Raw genomic sequence first — 17928 nt, forward strand, 5'->3', positions numbered from 1 at the left:
GTCACCCGCGTCTCGCGTACGCTTACTCAGACGGCCTTGCTGCCGACGTCGGACCGGGCCGCGGTCGGCGGCGCGGCGGCGTGCTCGATCGACTTGGCCGGCTCGGGCTTGTCGGCGACCTTGTCGTCGTCCTGCATGCCCTTCTTGAAGGCCTTGATGCCCTGGGCCACGTCGCCCATCAGATCCGAAATCTTGCCGCGGCCGAACAGCAGCAGGACGACTGCGATCACCAGGATCCAGTGCCAAATGCTAAGCGAACCCATCCTGCAACCCTCCAAACACACTTGGCCGGGGACCCGGCCGATCTTCCCCGAAACCTAGGCTCGGCAGGCCTCAAAAACAAGGACCAAGGCAGCGCCAATTCGCTGTTGGCGCTACGTAATCTTGCCAGTGTTAACTGGTCGCAGGGAGCCTCTAAACGGCCGGGACGTCAGTCCTCGCTGCCACCCTCGCCGCCCTCATTGCCGCCTTCCGGCGTCTCAGGCTCGACTGCGGGCGCCAGCGCCAGATCCAGGTCCTCGCCCGGTTCCAACGGATCCTCGTCCTCGCGCAGCTGCGGGTCATCCGAGGGGGTCGGCACGCTGAATCCGGTCGGCAGGCGCGAATCCAGCAGGCCCGTGCCCTTCAGCTCCTCCAGGCCCGGCAGATCACCAAGCTGTTCCAGCGTGAACTGCGACAGGAAGTCCTCGGTGGTTCCGAAGGTCAAGGGGCGGCCGGGCGTCTTGCGACGACCGCGCGGCTTGATCCAGCCGGTCTCCAGCAGCACATCGAGCGTGCCCTTCGAGGTGACGACGCCGCGGATCTCTTCGATCTCTGCGCGCGTCACCGGCTGGTGATAGGCGATGATCGCCAGTACCTCGATCGCGGCGCGCGACAGGCGGCGGGTCTCGGTGCTCTCCCGCGTCATCAGCCAGGCGAGATCGCCCGCGGTGCGGAAGGTCCATTTGTTGGCGACGCGCACGAGATTGACGCCGCGCAAGGCATAGTCGGCCTGGAGCTGTTCGAGCGCAGCCTTGACGTCGACGCCATCAGGCATGCGCTTGGCCAGCGTCGCGGTGTCCAGCGGTTCATTCGAAGCAAACAGCAGCGCTTCCAGCAGCCGCAGCTCTTCGGGGCGCGCCTGGGACTCGTTCTCCATCGGCTCGGCCTCTTCTACTCGCACTTCAGCCAGGCTTGCCATGGTAGCTTCTCCTTCTTGCACTTAACCGACCGGCGCATCAGGCGCAGGAGCTGCGTCCACGACCGGTTTCGGGCGCCCCTTCCGGAAATAGATGGGCGCGAACGCCTCTTTCTGGTTCAGCTCGAGCTGACCTTCGCGCACTAGCTCGAGCGCGGCGGCAAAGCTCGAAGCGAACACCGTCGCGCGCTGCGTCGGATCGGCGACGTGGCGGACCAGGAAGTCGTCGAGAACGCCCCAGTCGTCCTGTTCGCTGATGCTGCCGACCAGCCGCTCCAGCGTGGCGCGCGCCTCGGCGAGCGACCACACCGTGCGCTTGGCCAGATGCACGCTCGCCAGCACGCGCGACTGGCGCTGCGCGGCATAGGCAGTGAGCAGGTCGTACAGCGTCGCGGTGTATTTCGGGTGCTTGATCTCGGCGATCTGCTCGGGCTCGCCGCGCGGGAAGATGTCGCGCTGCAATTGCGGCCTGTTCATCAGCCGGTTGGCGGCTTCGCGAATGGCTTCCAGCCGGCGCAGGCGGTTGGCGAGCGCGGTCGCCATCTCTTCTGCGCTCGGGCCTTCCGCACTCGGCGGCTCCGGCAGCAGCAGGCGCGACTTGAGGAAGGCCAGCCAGGCCGCCATCACGAGATAATCGGCGGCAAGCTCCAGCCGGATCTTTCGCGCGGCTTCGATGAAGTGGAGGTACTGGTCGGCCAGCGCCAGGATCGAGATCTTGGCGAGATCGACCTTCTGCTGCCGCGCCAGCGCGAGCAGCAGGTCGAGCGGGCCCTCATAGCCCTCGACGTCCACCACCAACGCCGGCTCACCCTCGGCGAGCTCTGCGGGCCGCCCGGTTTCAAACGATAGGATTTCTGCGGTCATGCGGATGCCGTGTTTGCCCGTGCGATCAATGCGTCCAGTTCGGCGCGTGCGGCCGCACGGTCGAACGGCTGCGGTGCCTTGCGCGACGCAAGTGCGGCTTTCGCCCGCGCCAGCGCCGTGCCGGACAGCTCAGGTGTCTGGCCGGCGACCTCGCGCATCTCCTCGATGTTGCCGTTGCAATGCAGGGCCATGTCGCAGCCGGCCGCGAAGATGGCGCGGGTCCGTTCGGCGATATTCCCCGACAGCGCGTTCATCGACACGTCATCACTCATTAACAAACCCTGGAACCCGATCACGCCGCGAATCACCTGAGTGATCATTGTCGCAGAAGTCGTCGCCGGATGGGCGGGGTCGACTGCGCTAAACACAACATGTGCAGTCATGGCCATCGGCAGGTCGGCCAGCGGCCTGAAGGCCGCAAAGTCGGTCCGGTCGAGTTCGTCCCTCGGCACATCGACCGTCGGCAGCTTGAAATGGGTGTCGGCGGTGGCGCGTCCATGACCGGGAATGTGCTTCAGAACCGGCAGCACGCCGCCCTGCTCCAGGCCCTCGGTGACCGCGCGCGCGATCGCGGCGACCTTGCCGGGCTCAGTGCCGTAAGCCCTGTTCCCAATGACGCCATCAGCACCCGGCACAGGCACGTCAGCCAGCGGCAGGCAATCCACGGTAATGCCAAGGTCGGCGAGATCCGACGCAATCAGCCGGGCGCTGAGGCGCGCAGCCGTCAGTCCGAGTACCGAATCAGTGTCGTACAAGGTCGAGAAAATGGCGCCCGGCGGATAGACCGGCCAGTGCGGCGGGCCCAGCCGTTGTACGCGGCCCCCCTCCTGGTCGATCAGGACAGGCGCGTCAGCCGCTCCCGCAATCGACCGAAATTCCGCAACCAGCGCAGCAACTTGAGCCGGCGTCGCGACATTGCGCTTGAAGAGGATGAAGCCCCACGGGCGCTCGGCACGGATAAACTCCCGCTCGGCGGCGGTTAGTTCTGTTCCGGATACACCGGTAATGAAGGCCCGCGTGCTCATAACGGCCGATTAACCCTGCCCCGCGAGGGGGTCAAGGAAACGGCCGTTAATTCCTCTGGACGAAGCAGGCGGACAGGCCAGCGGACTTCAGGCTGTTGCAAGCCTGCGTCGCTTCCTCCGCCGAACCATAGGGTCCGGCGAAAGCGCGATAGACGACCCCCTTGCCCTTGTCAGTCAGATCAACCCGCTTGATCACCGGCGAGCGCGATCCAAGCACGCTGCCATATTTGCTCTGAAGCACCCGGTAGGACGCGGCCGCGCTGTCCTCGCTCTGCTGCGAGGAGACCTGCACGACGTAGCCGCCACCACCGTTGCTGGCCGGCGTGATTTGCGTCGGGTTGGTCGCAGCCATCCGCTGCGGCGCAGCCATCCGCTGCGGCACCTCCGCAACCGGCGTCGATTGCGGCGCGAGCGAGAGCGGCTGGTTGGCGCTGGCATTGGCCGAAGTCGGCGGATTGTGCGGCACAGCCGGTGCGGTGGGCACGGCAACGGGCTTCGGCGCGGCTGCCGTCGGCTTGGCGGCTGCGGATTGCGGCGCGGTGCTATCGGTCTGATCGCCCCTCACGGCCACAGTCCTGATCGAGCGCGGCGTGTTGGCCGGCAGCGTGCCGTTGCTCGGGATTGGACCCGCGCTTGGCGGCGGGATCGTGGACGGCGCGACGCTCGCCACCGACGGCGGGTTCGCGTTCTGATTCAGCGGCGGGAACACCACGCGCGGACCGCCCGCCTTGGCAGCGACGTCGACAGGCGCCTCTTCGCGCGGCACGATCTTCTCGGAGCCGTCGCCGCTCGCCATGCGATCCGGCACCTTGGCCGAGGAGTCGGTCGGCGCCGGCACTATCTTGGTCGGCGTGTTGTCGGCCTTGATGATCGGCGGCTCGCCGCTGCGGGGCGAACCGACATAGGTCTTGTAGGCGAAGGCCGCGCCAGTGCCGACCACCGCAAGCGCGAGGATCGCCGCGACCGTCATCATGCCGCCGCGCGGCTTCTTCGGCTCGTCGAGATCGGCCTCGGGATAGTCGCTCTGGAACGCGTAAGGATCGTCCGGATAGGCGGGATCGCGCTGATAATCCTGCTCGCCACCCTCCAGCCGTCCATAGAGCGCGTCGTCGTAGCGCGCCGGATCGGCCGGCTGATGCGGCTCCTGATAGGCTTGCTCCTGGTAAGCCTGATCATGCTGCTGGTGAGCGCGGCCCTGATGAGCCTGATCCTGATAGGCCTGCGCTTGATAGGCCTGATCCTGGTAAGCGTGGTCCTGATAGGCCTGCGGCTGATGAAAATCAGGCTCGGGCGCGGTCGGCTGGGCTGAATAGCGGTGCAATGGATGAACCGGGTTCACAGAAACGGGATAGTCGGGCTCGGGCGCCGGCTGCGGCTGCACGTTGGCGCGCCGCATCCATGAGGGTGGTCCGGGCGGAGCCGCCGGCGCCTGCTCGGCATAGTCCTGCCGATGGTCGTCCTGCGGATAGTCGTGGTCCTGATAGCTCTGGGCTGGCGGTGCCGGCGGCTGCGCGCTCGGTCGCCCCTGCGCAGCGAATGGATCGGTCTGTCCGATCAGGCGGGCGAGTTCGGCCAAGGGATCGTTGTCCGCCTTCCCATGCTGATCGCCACCGCGACCATAGCCATCGGAAGGAAACGTTCTGTCCTGATATCGTTCGGCCATCGTGATGATGCGTCCCTTCGGGAAAGCCGCGCGCCCCTCGACCAAGGCGCGGCTTTCGACCCACAAGGCATTCAACCAAGTCTAAGCGGTCCGGCTTCTGCCGGTTCCCCCCAAAATTCCCCTTAAGTAGTTCGCCCCAAACTACCGCATCTCGTCCGGAGCATGGACGCCGAGGATGGCGAGGCCCGATGCCAGAACCGAGACGACGCCCTGGACCATGGCCAGTCGCGCCTTTGTAAGATCTGCATCATTATTGATAATGAAGCGTAAATAGGGCAAATCGCGCCCCTTCGTCCAAAGTGCATGAAATTCGCTGGCTAAATCATAGAGATAGAAGGCAATTCGGTGCGGCTCATGGGCCGCCGCGGCCGCCTCCAGCATGCGCGGAAAAATTGCGAGGCGCTTGAGCAACTCGAGCTCGACCGGGTCCGACAGCCGTTCCACCGCCGACTCGCCGAGCCACGCGATGCGCTTGCCGGTATCCTCAGGCAGTTCCGGGAACACCTCGGCCCGGGCGTTGCGGAAGATCGAGTGGCCGCGGGCGTGGCCGTACTGGACGTAGAATACCGGGTTGTCGCGCGACTGTTCCATGACCTTGGCAAGGTCGAAGTCGAGCACCGCGTCGTTCTTGCGGTAGAGCATCATGAAGCGGACGGCGTCCTGGCCGACCTCATCCACCACCTCACGCAAGGTGACGAAATCCCCGCTCCGCTTCGACATTTTCACCGGCTCGCCGTTGCGCAGCAACTTCACGAGCTGGACGATCTTGACGTCGAGCGCGCCCTTGCCGGATGTCGTCGCCTTCACCGCCGCCTGCATCCGCTTGATGTAGCCGCCATGGTCGGCGCCCCAGACGTCGATCATCTCGGCGAAGCCGCGATCGAACTTGTTCTTGTGGTAGGCGATATCGGAAGCGAAGTAAGTATAGGAATTGTCCGACTTGATCAGCGGACGATCGACATCGTCGCCGTAAGCGGTCGCCTTGAACAGCAGTTGCTCGCGGTCTTCCCAATCCTCGACCGGCGCGCCCTTCGGCGGCGGCAGGCGGCCCTCGTAGATGTCGCCCTTGGCCTTCAGGAAATCGATGGTCTCGGCGACCTTGTTGTTGCCGGTCTCGATCAGCGAGCGCTCGGAGAAAAACACGTCATGGCGGATGTTGAGGGCGGCGAGATCGTCCTTGATCTCGTCCATCATCATCGCGATCGCCTTGGCGCGCACCGTCGGCAACCACTCGGCCTCGCTCATCGCAAGGAGCTTGTCGCCGTGCTCTTTCGCCAGCGCCGCGCCCACCGGCTTCAGGTAGTCGCCGGGATACAGCCCTTCCGGGATCGCGCCGATATCCTCGCCAAGCGCCTCGCGGTACCGCAGGAAGGCGGAACGCGCGAGCACGTCGACCTGCGCACCGGCATCATTGATGTAGTATTCGCGGGTAACGTCGTGGCCGCCGAACTGGAGCAGGCTCGCCAGCGCGTCGCCGAACACGGCGCCGCGGCAATGGCCAACATGCATCGGTCCGGTCGGGTTGGCCGAGACGTATTCGACATTGACCTTGGAGCCACCGCGGACGCGGCCGTAATCGGCGCCCTCGCGCAGCACCGTCCGCAGCGCCTCGGCCCAGGCGGCCGGCTTCAGCGTCAGGTTGATAAAGCCGGGACCGGCGACGTCGACCTTGGCAATCAGCGCGTCCGCACGCAGGCGCTCGGCGATCTGCTCGGCGAGATCGCGGGGCTTTGCCTTTGCCTCTTTCGCAAGCACCATGGCGGCGTTGGTCGCCATGTCGCCGTGGGAGGCGTCCCGCGGCGGCTCGACCACCACGCGCGAGAAATCGATACCCTCGGGCCAGTTGGCGTCCGCCGCGAGCGCGCGGCAGGCGGCGTGCACGCGTGCGAGCACGTCGGCGAACAGGTGCAGTGCTGAGGATGTGTCGGGCATGGCCGCCGCCTAACGCAAATCGGGGGTCGAGTCAAAGAGCCGCTGGTGCTCGGTCAGGGCGAAACGGTCGGTCATTCCAGCAATGAAATTGCCGATCCGGCGGGCCCGGTCGCCCTCATTGTCCGCCTCCGCCCCAAGCAGCCATTCCGGTGGCAGCTCACCGGGCGATGTCAGGTATTTTGCGAACAGGTCGAACAGAATCTGTTCCGCCTCCCCCATCACCCGCATCACCCGCTTGTGGCGGTACATGTGCTGATAGAGAAAGCGCTTGATGGCGGCCTCCTCCTCGGCAACCGCCGCCGGGAACGTGACCAGCGCCCGGCTCTGCTGGCGCACGTCCTGGGCCGATTGCGGTTTTACGACGGCGAGGTTCTTCTGCGCCTCCGAATACACCGCGCCGATCAAGTGCGAGATCAGCTCGCGCACCAGCTCGGCGCCGCGCCTGACGTCTTCGAGATCGGGGTAATGCGCCGAGGTCTCGGCGATGATCTCCGCGGTCAGCGGCATCACCTTGAGATCATCGAGATGGAACAGGCCGGCGCGCAGACCGTCATCGATGTCGTGGGCGTCATAGGCGATGTCGTCGGCGATCGCGGCGACCTGCGCCTCCAGCGAGGCGAAGCTCCACAATTCGAGATCGTAGGTCTTGATGTAGTCGGCGATGCCGACGGGAATGCCGTGCCCGCGATAGGGCCCGACCGGCGCGCCGCTGCGATCCGTCAGCGGACCATTGTGCTTGACGATGCCCTCCAGCGACTCCCAGGTCAGGTTGAGACCGTCGAACTCCGGGTAGCGATGCTCGAGCGAAGCGACGACGCGCAAGGTCTGGGCGTTGTGGTCGAAGCCGCCGAAATCCTTCAGGCAGGCATCCAGCGCCCGCTCGCCGGCGTGCCCGAACGGCGGATGGCCGAGATCATGAGCCAGCGCCAACGTTTCCGTGAGGTCCTCGTCCAACCCGAGCTGCCGGGCCAGGGCGCGAGCGATCTGCGCCACCTCCAGCGAATGGGTCAGCCGGGTGCGGTAGTGGTCGCCCTCGTGGAACACGAAGACCTGGGTCTTGTACTTCAGGCGGCGGAACGCGGTGGAGTGGATCACCCGGTCGCAATCCCGCCGGAACGGGCTGCGGGTCCGGCTCGGCGGCTCCGCGACCAGCCGGCCGCGGCTCCGGTCGGGGTCGCAGGCATAGGGCGCACGGGGGGCTGCCATTCCGACGGACACGACGAATTTAGTCCCTATCCATTTGATTCTGCGTATGCTTGCACTTAACTATGCCGGACGCGGGATACCAAATGAATTGGGCAAGTGAACTTGGTATGACCGCGGGACTATCGGAGACGAGCTATGACGACTGACGTGACCATCAGTGACCGCGCCGCGCGCCGGATTGGGGAGATCCTCAAGGGCGAAGGTTCTGGCGCGATGCTGCGCATCTCCGTCGAGGGCGGCGGCTGCTCGGGCTTCCAGTACAAGTTCGACATCGACCGCGACCGCACCGACGACGATCTCGTGATCGAGCAGGAGAATGCGGTTGTGCTGGTCGATTCCGCCTCCCAGCCGTTCCTGGCGGGCTCGCAGGTCGATTTCGTCGACGATCTGATCGGCGCCTCGTTCCGCGTCAACAATCCCAATGCGACGGCATCCTGCGGCTGCGGGACCAGCTTCTCGATCTAGCCCGACTTAAAAATCTGAAAAACAACCCCATGCAAAGTAGCCGGGAGCCGGCACGATGCATTTCGGACTTTACGAAAATCGTTTGACGCGTCGGGCAAATCAGGGGTAACTTGTGATCATCGCGAGGGCCCCAAGGGGGCTCGGCGGGTCCGATACAGTCTGACGCCGAAGCGGCACCTGCCGCAGTCCAATCATTCTAGAAAGTTCGAATCTCGTCAGCGGCGCCATTTTACGACAGGGCACGCTACTACGCCCTTCCCGCGGTGGCGCCCGCGTCACGAATGATTCCGGCGTCGTGCGGCTCGCCAGGGCGTGAGCCGCGGAATCCAGCGCGGGACATTGGCCCGGAAATCCTCGTACTCGGTTCCGAACGTACGAACGAGCGCCGGCTCCTCGTACCCCACGACAAACGCGTGGAAGGCGAGCCACACCAACACACCGTACCCAAGAAGGCGCTGGTCGCCGAACAAGACCGCTTGGCCCAGAATGACGGCGACAAGGGCAACGTAAATAGGATTGCGCACATAGCGATAGAGACCTGTCACCACGAGGTTCTGCGTCGGTGCGATCGGCGCCGGCGTGCCCAATCCTTGCAGTGCAAAGCGTGCAAACGAGTCGACAAGCCCGGGTAGACCGGCGACGATCAACAGGATCCCGACGGCGCGTGTCGCGTCGAGATCGAAGAAGGGCGGCCGAAACTCCCAACGCGTAATCCACCAGGGAACGAGCCCCGCCACTGTGGTGGGCGCAACCGCAAAGAAGAGGGCGGAGCCCAATATCGCGATCGTTTTCGGCATGGCACCTCCTTCCCGTCCTGTCGCAATGTTAATGCAGCCATGTCCGGTCAGCGCGTTCAGCGGAAGTAGGCGGTGGCCCCATCCAAAATCCGGTTGCTCATCATAGCAGCGTCGGCGGCTCACGTCCGCCCTGGGCAGCAGTCGAGCAAAATTGAACGTTGCATCATAGCGCCACGACGAAGCAATAGTGCCCATCTTCATCTGCCGTGGCGCGCCAATAGCGGTATTAAATTATCCAATGCGTATTATTGATCGTCTGTTCTCTTGCCTCGCTCTATTCCTTGCAATGGCAGCCGTCCCGATGTTTCCCGTGCGCGCTGCCGAAACCTGCCCGTTCATCAGCGCCCAGGAGCTCGCCGGCGCGATGCCGGCGCTCAAATGGTCACTGATTTCAAATCAGGACGGCCGCGGCTGCATCTACCAGGGCGGGCGCGGCGACACGATGATGCTGACCGTATTCCGCAATCCCGACAAGGACCGCGCCAGGGAATTGTACGCGACCTTCGTCAAGACGCTTGGCGAGCGCATGCCGCTTAGCGCAGTCGCGGGGATCGGTGACGAAGGCCAGGGCGGAACGAGCGCCGCCGGCGCAGAGCGCCAGGAGGCCTCGGTCGTCGCCTTGTCCGGCGATTACATTCTGCAGATCAGCGTCTATCCGATCGGCCGGCGCGCCGACGGCGCGCTGCTCGGATCGCTCACGGAAGCCGCGCGCGTTGCCATCGGGAACGTGAGCAAGAGCAGCGAGCGGTTCGGCAATTGCGAGTGGCTCACTGCCGCGGATGCCGACGGCTTTCTCGACAAGGGCACGCTGACGGTCCAGCGGACCGGCGCGGGCAGCTGCATGATGTTCGATCGCGAGGCCAACACCATGACTGTCGCGGTGATCGCGATCTCGCGCGACACCGTCATCAGCATGATGAAGCGCACGGGCCCGTGCAAACACGTGGCGATACCCGAACTCGGCAGTGAAGCGTTCGGCGAGCACTCCTGCACCAAGGGCAACGGCAACGCCGTCAACATCTATGTCTGGAAGGGCGGCAGGCAGGCGTCGATCCTGTTCGCGCCGGTCAAGCCGCACCCGGAGTCCGGATCGGTCGAGCGCCTGAAGGCGATCGCCGGGCGAGTGTATGGAAAACTGTAACGGCGCCGCGTTACATTGCCGACGCACGCGCCCGTAGCTCAGCTGGACAGAGCGCCAGACTACGAATCTGGGAATTGCGGGGAATCAAATCGACTTCGTCGACGATCTGATCGGTGCCTCGTTCGGCGTCGACAATCCCAACGCGACGGCGTTCTGCGGCTGCGGGAGCCGCTTCTCGATCTGAGCGCTTACGCGCCCGTCATCTGCCTTTCCTCGTCTGTCCACGCGACCTCGACCGGCGTCAGCTCCGGTTGAAGCGGCACGTCCTCCGACATCGCGTGGCCGTCGAGCGCGCGCAGCAAGGCGGCGGCGAGCGCGGGCTTACGCAGCGGCTTTGCCAGAAAATCCGACATGCCGGCCTCGCGGCAGATCTTGACGTCCTCGGGGAAGGCGTTGGCGGTGAGAGCGACGATCGGCAAGGCTTCGAAGCGCCCGCCTTGCGCGCGGATCGCCCGCGTCGCGGCAAGGCCGTCCATGTCCGGCATGCGCACGTCCATGAGCACGACATCGTAATCGCTCTCCGAGGCAGCCTCGACCGCCTGGACGCCGTCGGTGACGACGCGCAGCTCGACGTCGAACGCCCCCAACATCTTGGTCACGACCATGCGGTTGACGGCATCGTCCTCGGCAACCAGCACCTTCAGCGGCCGGTCGAGCCTCGCGATACGCGCCTTGAGCTCGTCGGCTTCATCGCTGCCCGCCGCCTGGTCGGAGACCTGCGCTTGGCTCCAGGGCAGCACCAGCGTGAAGCGGAAGGTCGAGCCCTCGCCCGGCGTCGAGGTGACGCCGATGGTGCCGCCCATCTGCTCGATGATGCGCCGCGAGATCGCAAGCCCTAGCCCGGTGCCGCCAAAGCGGCGGCTGATCGAGGCGTCGGCCTGCGCGAAGTCGGAGAACAGCTCCCCGAGCTTCTCGGGCGCAATCCCGATGCCGCTGTCGGTCACGGTCCATTCGACGGTCGCAAGCAGATCGCGGCGCGCCTGGCAGGTGGCCTTGATCGTCACCTCGCCTTCGTCGGTGAACTTTACCGCGTTGGAGGCGAGGTTGAGCAGCACCTGCCGGATCCGCGCGACATCACCGCGCAGCGTCGGCGGCAGGTTCGGATCGAGCTCGACCTTGACGGCGAGCCCCTTGCTCTTGGCGCCTGCGCGCACGACGGTCGCAACTGTCTCGACCAGCGCCTGCGGAGCGAAGTCGATCGCCTCGAACGCGAAGCGTCCGGCCTCGAGCTTGGACAGATCGAGGATATCGTTGAGGATGCGCTGGAGATTGTCGCCGGACTCGCGGATCGAAGTGACGGCCTCGTGCTGCTCCGGATCGAGCTTGGTTTCCAGCAGCATGCTGGCAAGCCCGAGCACGCCGTTCATGGGCGTGCGGATCTCGTGGCTCATCACCGCCAGGAAGTCGGACTTGGCGCGGCTCTCGGCCTCCGCCTTTTCGGCGCGCCAGCGTTCGGTGACGTCGCGGCCGAAGCCGCGATAGCCGAGGAACTGGCCGTCGCGGTCGTAGGCCGGCTTCGCAGTGAGCGACCACAGGCGTGCCTCGCCACCGGCGACGACCTTCAGGTTCATCTCGTGCAGCGGCTCGCTCTGCTCCATCAGGCCGACGACGTTGTAGGCCGCGCTCTTGTCGTCGGGACAGAGCATGTTGAGCACGTCGACGAAATGCGAGCCCTTCAGCAACGGGAGCGGAAGCTGCGCCACTTCGGCGAAGCGTTGGGGTACGTCGACGAGATGCCCTTCGGCGTCGGTCTGCCACAACCAGTCGCTGGCGTTCTCCTGAAAGTCCTTCAGCAGCAGCGAGATGATCTCGGTCTGTCGTTCGAGCTCGAGCCGGGCCTTGAGATTGCCGAGGAACAGATTGCCCTGCGAGACGATGTTGCGCGCCATGAAGAACGCGAACAGCAGCAGGAACACCGCGGTCAGCAGATACGGCCCGGTGCCGCACAGGAACAGCGCGCCGGCACAGGCCATCGTCACGGTCGCGAGATAGACGAGGCCCGCGCGCGGGAAGGTCGACAGCGTGAAGGCGCCGCCGGACATCATGCCGACCATCAGGCAGGCCAGGATGAGCTGACTGGTCGGCTCGACCCGGCTGAACAACGCGAGCGGCAGCGTGCCCCAGATCGCCGCGAGGAAGAACGCCTGCCGCAGCATCTGCCGCGCGGCGCGCGATGACGCTTCCTGCGACGGGTTTTGATGCGACAGCCGCCACGCGCGCACGGCAAGCGAGGCGGTGACGGCGAGGGTCATGCCCCAGATCGCGAGGAAATCGTTCCAGCCCCTGCCCCAGAACAGGATCAGGACGATGGCGACGTTGAGCATGGTGACGGCCATGGTCACCGGGATCGCGCGCATCACCGCGTCGATCTGCTTGGCGCGGATGCGGCGCAGCTCGCGCTCGCTGAGATCGGCGGTCAGGCCGTCCTCGATCTCGAAGCCGCCGAGCCAGTACAGGAACGCGCCGATCAGGCCGTCGCGCGGCTCAGCTCGCTTCATGGATTTGTCCGGCCATCCCATTCGAAAACCTTTTCGGTATCAATGGCCCGAGCCCGGCTTAAGCCGGGTTAATTTTGTGGGAGATTTTGCGGCGTCCTTGACGGGCGCGTTTGCAGTTTGTTCTAACCATGACCCCTTGCCCGGAGCCCCGCCAATGCCCATCAGAGTTGCCACCTGGAACGTGAACTCGGTCCGGCAGCGGATCGACCTGCTACTGACCTGGCTGAAGGAGTGCCAGCCGGACATCGTCTGCCTGCAGGAGATCAAATGCGTCGACGAGGCCTTCCCGCGGCTGGAGATCGAGGCGCTCGGCTACAACGTGGTCACCCACGGTCAGAAGACCTTCAACGGCGTCGCTTTGCTCTCGAAGCTCCGCTTCGACGAGACCAAGTCGGGCCTCGCCGGCGACGACGAGGACGCCCATGCCCGTTTCCTCGAGGGCGTGGTCACGCTCAAGCACGGGGTGATGCGCATCGCCTGCCTCTATCTGCCCAATGGCAATCCGGTCGGGACCGAGAAATATCCCTACAAGCTCAAATGGATGTCGCGGCTTCTTGAGTATTCGAGGGAGCGCCTCAAGGCCGAGGAGCCGCTGATCCTCGCAGGCGACTTCAACGTCATCCCGCATGCCCGCGACGTCCATAATCCCGCCGCCTGGACTGAGGACGCCCTGTTCAAGGCCGAGACGCGGGAGAGCTTTCAGTCCCTGCTCGGCCTCGGCCTCACCGACGCCCTGCGCGCGGTCACCGACGAGCCTGGGCTCTACACCTTCTGGGACTACCAGGCCGGCGCCTGGCAGAAGAACCATGGCCTGAGGATCGACCATCTGCTGCTGTCGCCGCAGGCCAGCGACCGGCTCGCCGATGTCGGCATCGACAGCTATGTGCGGGCCTGGGAGAAGCCGTCGGACCACGTGCCGGTATGGGCGGATCTGGATCTGGAGGCGGCTTGAGCTGAAGCGTGGAGGTGCTGGATGGTGTCGGCGGACTGCGCTTCGCGCAGCCGCGGGCTAACCTACCCTACCCGGCGGGGGTACCTACTACCGGCGCCCCTGAACGCCCTGCACCCACTGTTCCAGCATTTGCAGGCACATGGCGCGGTCGTCGTCCGAGGCCTTGGCGAAAGCGCGGTTGTAGCTTTCCTTGATCCAGGTTTCCTCGATACCGGCGCTGTCACGCGCCAGCGTCAGCCACATCAGGCCGCGCGCGGCCTGCCGCGGCAGACGGTCGCCATTGAACAGCATCTGGCCGAGCAGCGCCTGCGCCTCATGCTGGCCCTTCTGGGCGGCAAGGCCGAGCCAGCGCGCGCCATAGCGGAAATCCTCGCGCGAGGCGTCCGGAGTCTTCAGATACAGCCGAGCGAGATCGTACTGCGCATCCGCATTGCCGAAATAGGAGGCCGCATAGGAGAACATCTCCCGCGCCCGGTCCGGATCCGACTTGATCTTCGAGTTCGGGATACCGCTCAGATAGTAGCGGCCGAGCGCGACGAAGGCGTTGGCCACGACCTGCGCCTGCGGCGCCGACGGGCTGTCCTCGGCATGCGCATTGGCGATGCGGCTGAAATATTCAAAGGCGCGCACATCGTCCTGAGCGACGCCGTCGCCGTTGGCATACATGCGGCCGAGCTTGAACTGAGCGCCGGGATGACCGCCTTCGGCAGCATATTGCAGAGCGCTGAGCGAGGTTTCCTGGGGCGTGGTCGCCGGTGCCGCCACCTTGCTGCGCACGGCACCCGCGGCGCCCGGCAAGGTGGTCACGACCGGAAGGGCCGCATCCTTGCTGGCCGAGCCGTCAAAGGCGAGCGCCGGCGCGGCCAGCGCACCGGCCCCCAACACAAACGCAACTATGGCACGCCTAGATGTCCGCATAGCACTGTTTCTCGTGCGCGCCGCCCGGATGGGTTACTGCCCCACCGACCGCTGGTCCAACCTGCTGAGCATACTTCCAGAGCGCACCCGACGTGTGGTTAGTCGCGCGAGCCCTCCATTTGGTCTTGCGCTGGGCGAGCTCCTGGTCGCTCAATTTTACGTTAAGGGTACCTACGACCGCGTCGATCTCGATGATGTCGCCATCCTCGAGCAGCCCGATCGGGCCGCCGATGGCGGCTTCCGGCCCGACATGGCCGATGCAGAAGCCACGGGTGGCGCCGGAGAAGCGGCCGTCGGTGATGAGCGCGATCTTGCCGCCCATGCCCTGGCCGGTCAGCGCCGCGGTGGTCTGGAGCATTTCCCGCATGCCAGGACCGCCCTTGGGGCCCTCGTAGCGGATCACGATGACTTCGCCTTCCCTGTAGGTGCGGTTCTGGACGGCCTCGAAGGCGTCCTCCTCCCGGTCGAAGCATCGCGCCGGACCGGTGAACCTCAGGTTAGACATTCCCGCGACTTTCACGATCGCACCTTCTGGCGCCAGATTGCCCTTCAGACCCACCACACCACCAGTGACGGTGATCGGCTTGTCTGCCGGGTGCACCACATCCTGGTGCGGATTCCACTTCACGCTTTTGAGGTTTTCGGCGATCGTTCGACCGGTGACCGTAATGCAGTCGCCGTGGAGAAATCCGTTGTCGAGCAGCGTCTTCATCAGAAGCGGTATGCCACCTACTTCAAACATGTCTTTGGCGACATAACGGCCACCCGGCTTCAAATCCGCGACATATGGTGTCTTTTTGAAGATTTCGGCGACGTCGAACAGGTCGAACTTGATGCCGGCCTCGTGCGCGATCGCCGGCAGGTGCAGTGCAGCATTGGTCGAGCCACCGGACGCCGCGACCACGGCGGCGGCGTTCTCAAGCGCCTTCCGTGTCACGATGTCGCGCGGCCGGAGGTTGGAGGCGATCAGGTCCATGACCTTCTCGCCCGCGGTCATGCAGAAAGCGTCGCGGATTTCATACGGTGCCGGGGCGCCGGCCGAGTACGGCAGCGCCAGGCCGATCGCCTCGGAGACGGTCGCCATGGTGTTGGCGGTGAATTGCGCGCCGCAGGCGCCCGCCGAGGGGCAGGCCACGCGCTCGATCTCGTCGAGGTCCTCGTCCGACATGGCGCCGACTGAGTGCTTGCCGACCGCCTCGAACATGTCCTGCACGGTGACCTGCTGTCCGCGGAAATTGCCGGGCAGGATCGAGCCGCCGTAGATGAAGATCGAAGGCACGTTGAGACGGACCATCGCCATCATCATGCCCGGCAGCGACTTGTCGCAACCGGCAAGGCCCACGAGCGCGTCATAGGCGTGGCCGCGCACGGTCAGCTCGACGGAATCGGCGATGCACTCGCGCGACGGCAGCGACGAGCGCATGCCATCATGGCCCATGGCGATGCCGTCGGTGACGGTGATGGTGCAGAATTCACGGGGGGTGCCGCCGGCGGATGCCACGCCCTTCTTCACCGCCTGCGCCTGGCGCATCAGGGAGATGTTGCAGGGGGCGGCCTCGTTCCAGCAGGAGGCGACGCCGACGAAGGGCTGGTGGATCTGCTCGGTGGTCAGACCCATGGCGTAGAAGTAGGACCGGTGCGGCGCGCGCGTCGGGCCTTCCGTCACGTGACGGCTCGGCAGCCTCTGCTTGATGTCGGTCTTTGCGTCCATCGCAAACCAGTTTCCCCGGCAACCCTTTCAGACCCGAAAAATCAGAGCCAAGATTTGAATCGACCTTGGGATTTCCAGTCCTTCGAAGACCGCCGATGCCCTTCAAACTTTAGAGCGATTTTATTCATGTTCGGGTGTGGCTAAAAAGCGGCGCTGATGCGAACGGACGGAGATAAGGGTTTAATCCAAGATGAGTGTTGCAGAGACGGCACAATCGTTACCGGGAAGACACGGGTCGGCTTACTGTAATACCCTCGTGATTATGACAATTCACAACTCAAGATTGCTCCGTAGGCTTGGCGCGCCTGACTTCTGCTCGGTAACGAGGCGCACTGCACTAAGGTGAGTCGGTGCCGCCCTCCGTTGTCGGCGATGCCCCCCTCTCCGGACCGTAACAATAGCCCACCGGCAAATGTCCCCTGGACGAAGGCAACTCAATCGGTCAGGTCGAGCCGCATGAACTGGTTGTGCGGGCTTGCCTCATAGTCGGCGAACGGCGCGCAGGAGACGAAACCGGCGCTGCGGTAGAGCGAGATGGCGGGCGCGTGCAGGGCTGCCGTGCCGGTCTCCAGGCTGAGGTGCACGTAACCCCGCGTGCGGGCTTCAGCGATGATATGGCTCAACAGTGCGCGCCCTATCCCGGTGCCCCGCGCAGCCGGCGCGGCACGCATCGACTTCACCTCGCCATGCGTATGATCCAGCTCCTTCAGCGCACCGAACCCGAGCAGGACATCGTCCCGCCAAGCCGTCCAGAAGGTCACGGTGGCAGCCGAAAGGCCGGTGGCATCGAGAGCGAAGGCGTGCTCGGCCATGACGCTGCGCAACTCCTCGAGATGATGTGCCAACAAGTCGGCGACATAGGGCGCCGTCGGATCGTCTCGTCGGATCTCCACCTCATCCCCCTGCAGTCGTACGCGTGCCACCGTTTAAGCACAGGTGGCACGCCCGCGGCATAGCCACTATCGATGCTATTCCCAAGTCAGCGCACCACCATTCTGGTATTCGATGACGCGGGTCTCGAAGAAGTTCTTCTCCTTCTTCAGGTCCATCGCCTCCGACATCCACGGGAACGGGTTCTCGACCTCGGCGAAAACGGATGCGAGTCCGATTCAATCCTGGAGCGCGCCTCAACTTGGCGCGCTATGAGGTCCGCATCCCGACTGCAGGATCACACAGTCCGGCGCGACGCTGCCGCTGCATGTCGCCTCGCAGTCGCTCACCAGCGACGCCACTGTCGCTTCCAGCACACGCAGCTCCGCAATTTTCGCCCTGATTGCACCGAGGTGCTTCTCCGCAAAGGTCCTCGTTTCACTGCACGGCGCGCATCGCTGCACCGATGCGAGGAGTTCACGCGTCTCGTCGATCGAGAAATCGAGATCGCGGCAGTGCCTGATGAGGCGGATCGCACCGAGAGCCTGTTCGCCATAGACGCGCTGGCCGCCTTGCCGTGCCGGCGGCATCAACAGGCCAATGCTCTCGTAATAGCGGATGGTGGGGACCGAGACGCCGGCCGCTTTGGCGAGGACACCAATTCGCATGGAAGCTCTCACTTTTCGCTTGAACCTCAAGTGGCTTGAGG

General features: G+C 64.8%; 16 protein-coding genes and 2 pseudogenes. 4 read left to right on the forward strand and 14 right to left on the reverse strand.

The window, feature by feature from the left end:
- Positions 1-26: 26 nt before the first annotated feature.
- From ACKWRH_RS23795 to ACKWRH_RS23825, 7 genes are all read right to left on the reverse strand, one after another.
- Positions 27-263 carry a twin-arginine translocase TatA/TatE family subunit gene (locus tag ACKWRH_RS23795; protein ID WP_028156107.1) on the reverse strand — a complete coding sequence of 79 codons (237 nt, stop codon included), beginning with the start codon at positions 261-263 and terminating at the stop codon, positions 27-29.
- Positions 264-430: 167 nt separating this feature from the next.
- Positions 431-1180: an SMC-Scp complex subunit ScpB gene (scpB, locus tag ACKWRH_RS23800; RefSeq protein ID WP_063983111.1), complete on the reverse strand. Its 750-nt coding sequence runs from the start codon at positions 1178-1180 to the stop codon at positions 431-433.
- Positions 1181-1201: 21 nt separating this feature from the next.
- Positions 1202-2041, reverse strand: a complete 840-nt coding sequence (locus ACKWRH_RS23805; RefSeq protein ID WP_445215503.1) for a segregation and condensation protein A — start codon at positions 2039-2041, stop codon at positions 1202-1204.
- Positions 2038-3066, reverse strand: a complete 1029-nt coding sequence (gene nagZ / locus ACKWRH_RS23810) for a beta-N-acetylhexosaminidase (protein ID WP_445215504.1) — start codon at positions 3064-3066, stop codon at positions 2038-2040. Before nagZ ends, ACKWRH_RS23805 begins: the two co-directional genes overlap by 4 nt.
- Positions 3067-3112: 46 nt before the next feature.
- Positions 3113-4729 carry an SPOR domain-containing protein gene (locus tag ACKWRH_RS23815; protein WP_445222469.1) on the reverse strand — a complete coding sequence of 539 codons (1617 nt, stop codon included), beginning with the start codon at positions 4727-4729 and terminating at the stop codon, positions 3113-3115.
- Between the two features lie 141 nt (positions 4730-4870).
- Entirely contained in the window at positions 4871-6661 is a 1791-nt protein-coding gene (argS, locus tag ACKWRH_RS23820) for an arginine--tRNA ligase (protein ID WP_445215505.1), read from the reverse strand.
- A gap of 9 nt (positions 6662-6670) precedes the next feature.
- Positions 6671-7879: a deoxyguanosinetriphosphate triphosphohydrolase gene (locus tag ACKWRH_RS23825; protein WP_445215506.1), complete on the reverse strand. Its 1209-nt coding sequence runs from the start codon at positions 7877-7879 to the stop codon at positions 6671-6673.
- Positions 7880-8002: 123 nt separating this feature from the next.
- Here ACKWRH_RS23825 and erpA point away from each other — a divergent pair, with 123 nt between their 5' ends.
- Complete coding sequence (gene erpA, locus ACKWRH_RS23830; RefSeq protein ID WP_014495044.1) at positions 8003-8332, forward strand: iron-sulfur cluster insertion protein ErpA; 330 nt, start codon at positions 8003-8005, stop codon at positions 8330-8332.
- Positions 8333-8607: 275 nt separating this feature from the next.
- Here the strand turns inward: erpA and ACKWRH_RS23835 are convergent, their stop codons facing one another.
- Complete coding sequence (locus ACKWRH_RS23835) at positions 8608-9129, reverse strand: methyltransferase family protein (RefSeq protein ID WP_445215507.1); 522 nt, start codon at positions 9127-9129, stop codon at positions 8608-8610.
- Between the two features lie 238 nt (positions 9130-9367).
- Between ACKWRH_RS23835 and ACKWRH_RS23840 the strand changes: the two genes are divergently transcribed.
- Complete coding sequence (locus tag ACKWRH_RS23840; protein WP_445215508.1) at positions 9368-10270, forward strand: hypothetical protein; 903 nt, start codon at positions 9368-9370, stop codon at positions 10268-10270.
- A gap of 73 nt (positions 10271-10343) precedes the next feature.
- Positions 10344-10454 (forward strand): annotated as a pseudogene (locus ACKWRH_RS23845) (iron-sulfur cluster assembly accessory protein); the annotation flags it as partial.
- Between the two features lie 4 nt (positions 10455-10458).
- Here ACKWRH_RS23845 and ACKWRH_RS23850 read toward each other — a convergent pair.
- The gene (locus ACKWRH_RS23850; protein ID WP_445215509.1) at positions 10459-12789 is read right to left on the reverse strand and encodes an ATP-binding protein; all 2331 of its coding nucleotides are present in this window, start codon (positions 12787-12789) and stop codon (positions 10459-10461) included.
- A 133-nt stretch (positions 12790-12922) separates the two neighbouring features.
- Here ACKWRH_RS23850 and xth point away from each other — a divergent pair, with 133 nt between their 5' ends.
- Positions 12923-13720, forward strand: a complete 798-nt coding sequence (gene xth, locus ACKWRH_RS23855) for an exodeoxyribonuclease III (protein WP_445215510.1) — start codon at positions 12923-12925, stop codon at positions 13718-13720.
- 87 nt (positions 13721-13807) lie between these two features.
- Here the strand turns inward: xth and ACKWRH_RS23860 are convergent, their stop codons facing one another.
- From ACKWRH_RS23860 to ACKWRH_RS23880, 5 genes and pseudogenes are all read right to left on the reverse strand, one after another.
- Positions 13808-14638 carry a tetratricopeptide repeat protein gene (locus ACKWRH_RS23860; protein ID WP_445215511.1) on the reverse strand — a complete coding sequence of 277 codons (831 nt, stop codon included), beginning with the start codon at positions 14636-14638 and terminating at the stop codon, positions 13808-13810.
- Positions 14625-16349, reverse strand: a complete 1725-nt coding sequence (ilvD, locus tag ACKWRH_RS23865) for a dihydroxy-acid dehydratase (RefSeq protein WP_445215512.1) — start codon at positions 16347-16349, stop codon at positions 14625-14627. Before ilvD ends, ACKWRH_RS23860 begins: the two co-directional genes overlap by 14 nt.
- A 434-nt stretch (positions 16350-16783) precedes the next feature.
- Positions 16784-17242 carry a GNAT family N-acetyltransferase gene (locus ACKWRH_RS23870; RefSeq protein WP_445215513.1) on the reverse strand — a complete coding sequence of 153 codons (459 nt, stop codon included), beginning with the start codon at positions 17240-17242 and terminating at the stop codon, positions 16784-16786.
- A gap of 75 nt (positions 17243-17317) precedes the next feature.
- Positions 17318-17458 (reverse strand): annotated as a pseudogene (locus ACKWRH_RS23875) (ribonucleotide-diphosphate reductase subunit beta); the annotation flags it as partial.
- Between the two features lie 18 nt (positions 17459-17476).
- The gene (locus ACKWRH_RS23880) at positions 17477-17887 is read right to left on the reverse strand and encodes a MerR family transcriptional regulator (protein WP_445215514.1); all 411 of its coding nucleotides are present in this window, start codon (positions 17885-17887) and stop codon (positions 17477-17479) included.
- Positions 17888-17928: the final 41 nt, after the last annotated feature.

It is taken from the genome of Bradyrhizobium sp. Pa8 (assembly GCF_052588265.1).

Coding starts and splice junctions, on each gene's coding strand:
- ACKWRH_RS23795 (WP_028156107.1), bottom strand. CDS start 263: ATGGGTTCGCTTAGCATTTGGCACTGGATCCTGGTGATCGCAGTCGTC.
- scpB (WP_063983111.1), bottom strand. CDS start 1,180: ATGGCAAGCCTGGCTGAAGTGCGAGTAGAAGAGGCCGAGCCGATGGAG.
- ACKWRH_RS23805 (WP_445215503.1), bottom strand. CDS start 2,041: ATGACCGCAGAAATCCTATCGTTTGAAACCGGGCGGCCCGCAGAGCTC.
- nagZ (WP_445215504.1), bottom strand. CDS start 3,066: ATGAGCACGCGGGCCTTCATTACCGGTGTATCCGGAACAGAACTAACC.
- ACKWRH_RS23815 (WP_445222469.1), bottom strand. CDS start 4,729: ATGGCCGAACGATATCAGGACAGAACGTTTCCTTCCGATGGCTATGGT.
- argS (WP_445215505.1), bottom strand. CDS start 6,661: ATGCCCGACACATCCTCAGCACTGCACCTGTTCGCCGACGTGCTCGCA.
- erpA (WP_014495044.1), top strand. CDS start 8,003: ATGACGACTGACGTGACCATCAGTGACCGCGCCGCGCGCCGGATTGGG.
- ACKWRH_RS23835 (WP_445215507.1), bottom strand. CDS start 9,129: ATGCCGAAAACGATCGCGATATTGGGCTCCGCCCTCTTCTTTGCGGTT.
- ACKWRH_RS23840 (WP_445215508.1), top strand. CDS start 9,368: ATGCGTATTATTGATCGTCTGTTCTCTTGCCTCGCTCTATTCCTTGCA.
- ACKWRH_RS23850 (WP_445215509.1), bottom strand. CDS start 12,789: ATGGGATGGCCGGACAAATCCATGAAGCGAGCTGAGCCGCGCGACGGC.
- xth (WP_445215510.1), top strand. CDS start 12,923: ATGCCCATCAGAGTTGCCACCTGGAACGTGAACTCGGTCCGGCAGCGG.
- ACKWRH_RS23860 (WP_445215511.1), bottom strand. CDS start 14,638: ATGCGGACATCTAGGCGTGCCATAGTTGCGTTTGTGTTGGGGGCCGGT.
- ilvD (WP_445215512.1), bottom strand. CDS start 16,349: ATGGACGCAAAGACCGACATCAAGCAGAGGCTGCCGAGCCGTCACGTG.
- ACKWRH_RS23880 (WP_445215514.1), bottom strand. CDS start 17,887: ATGCGAATTGGTGTCCTCGCCAAAGCGGCCGGCGTCTCGGTCCCCACC.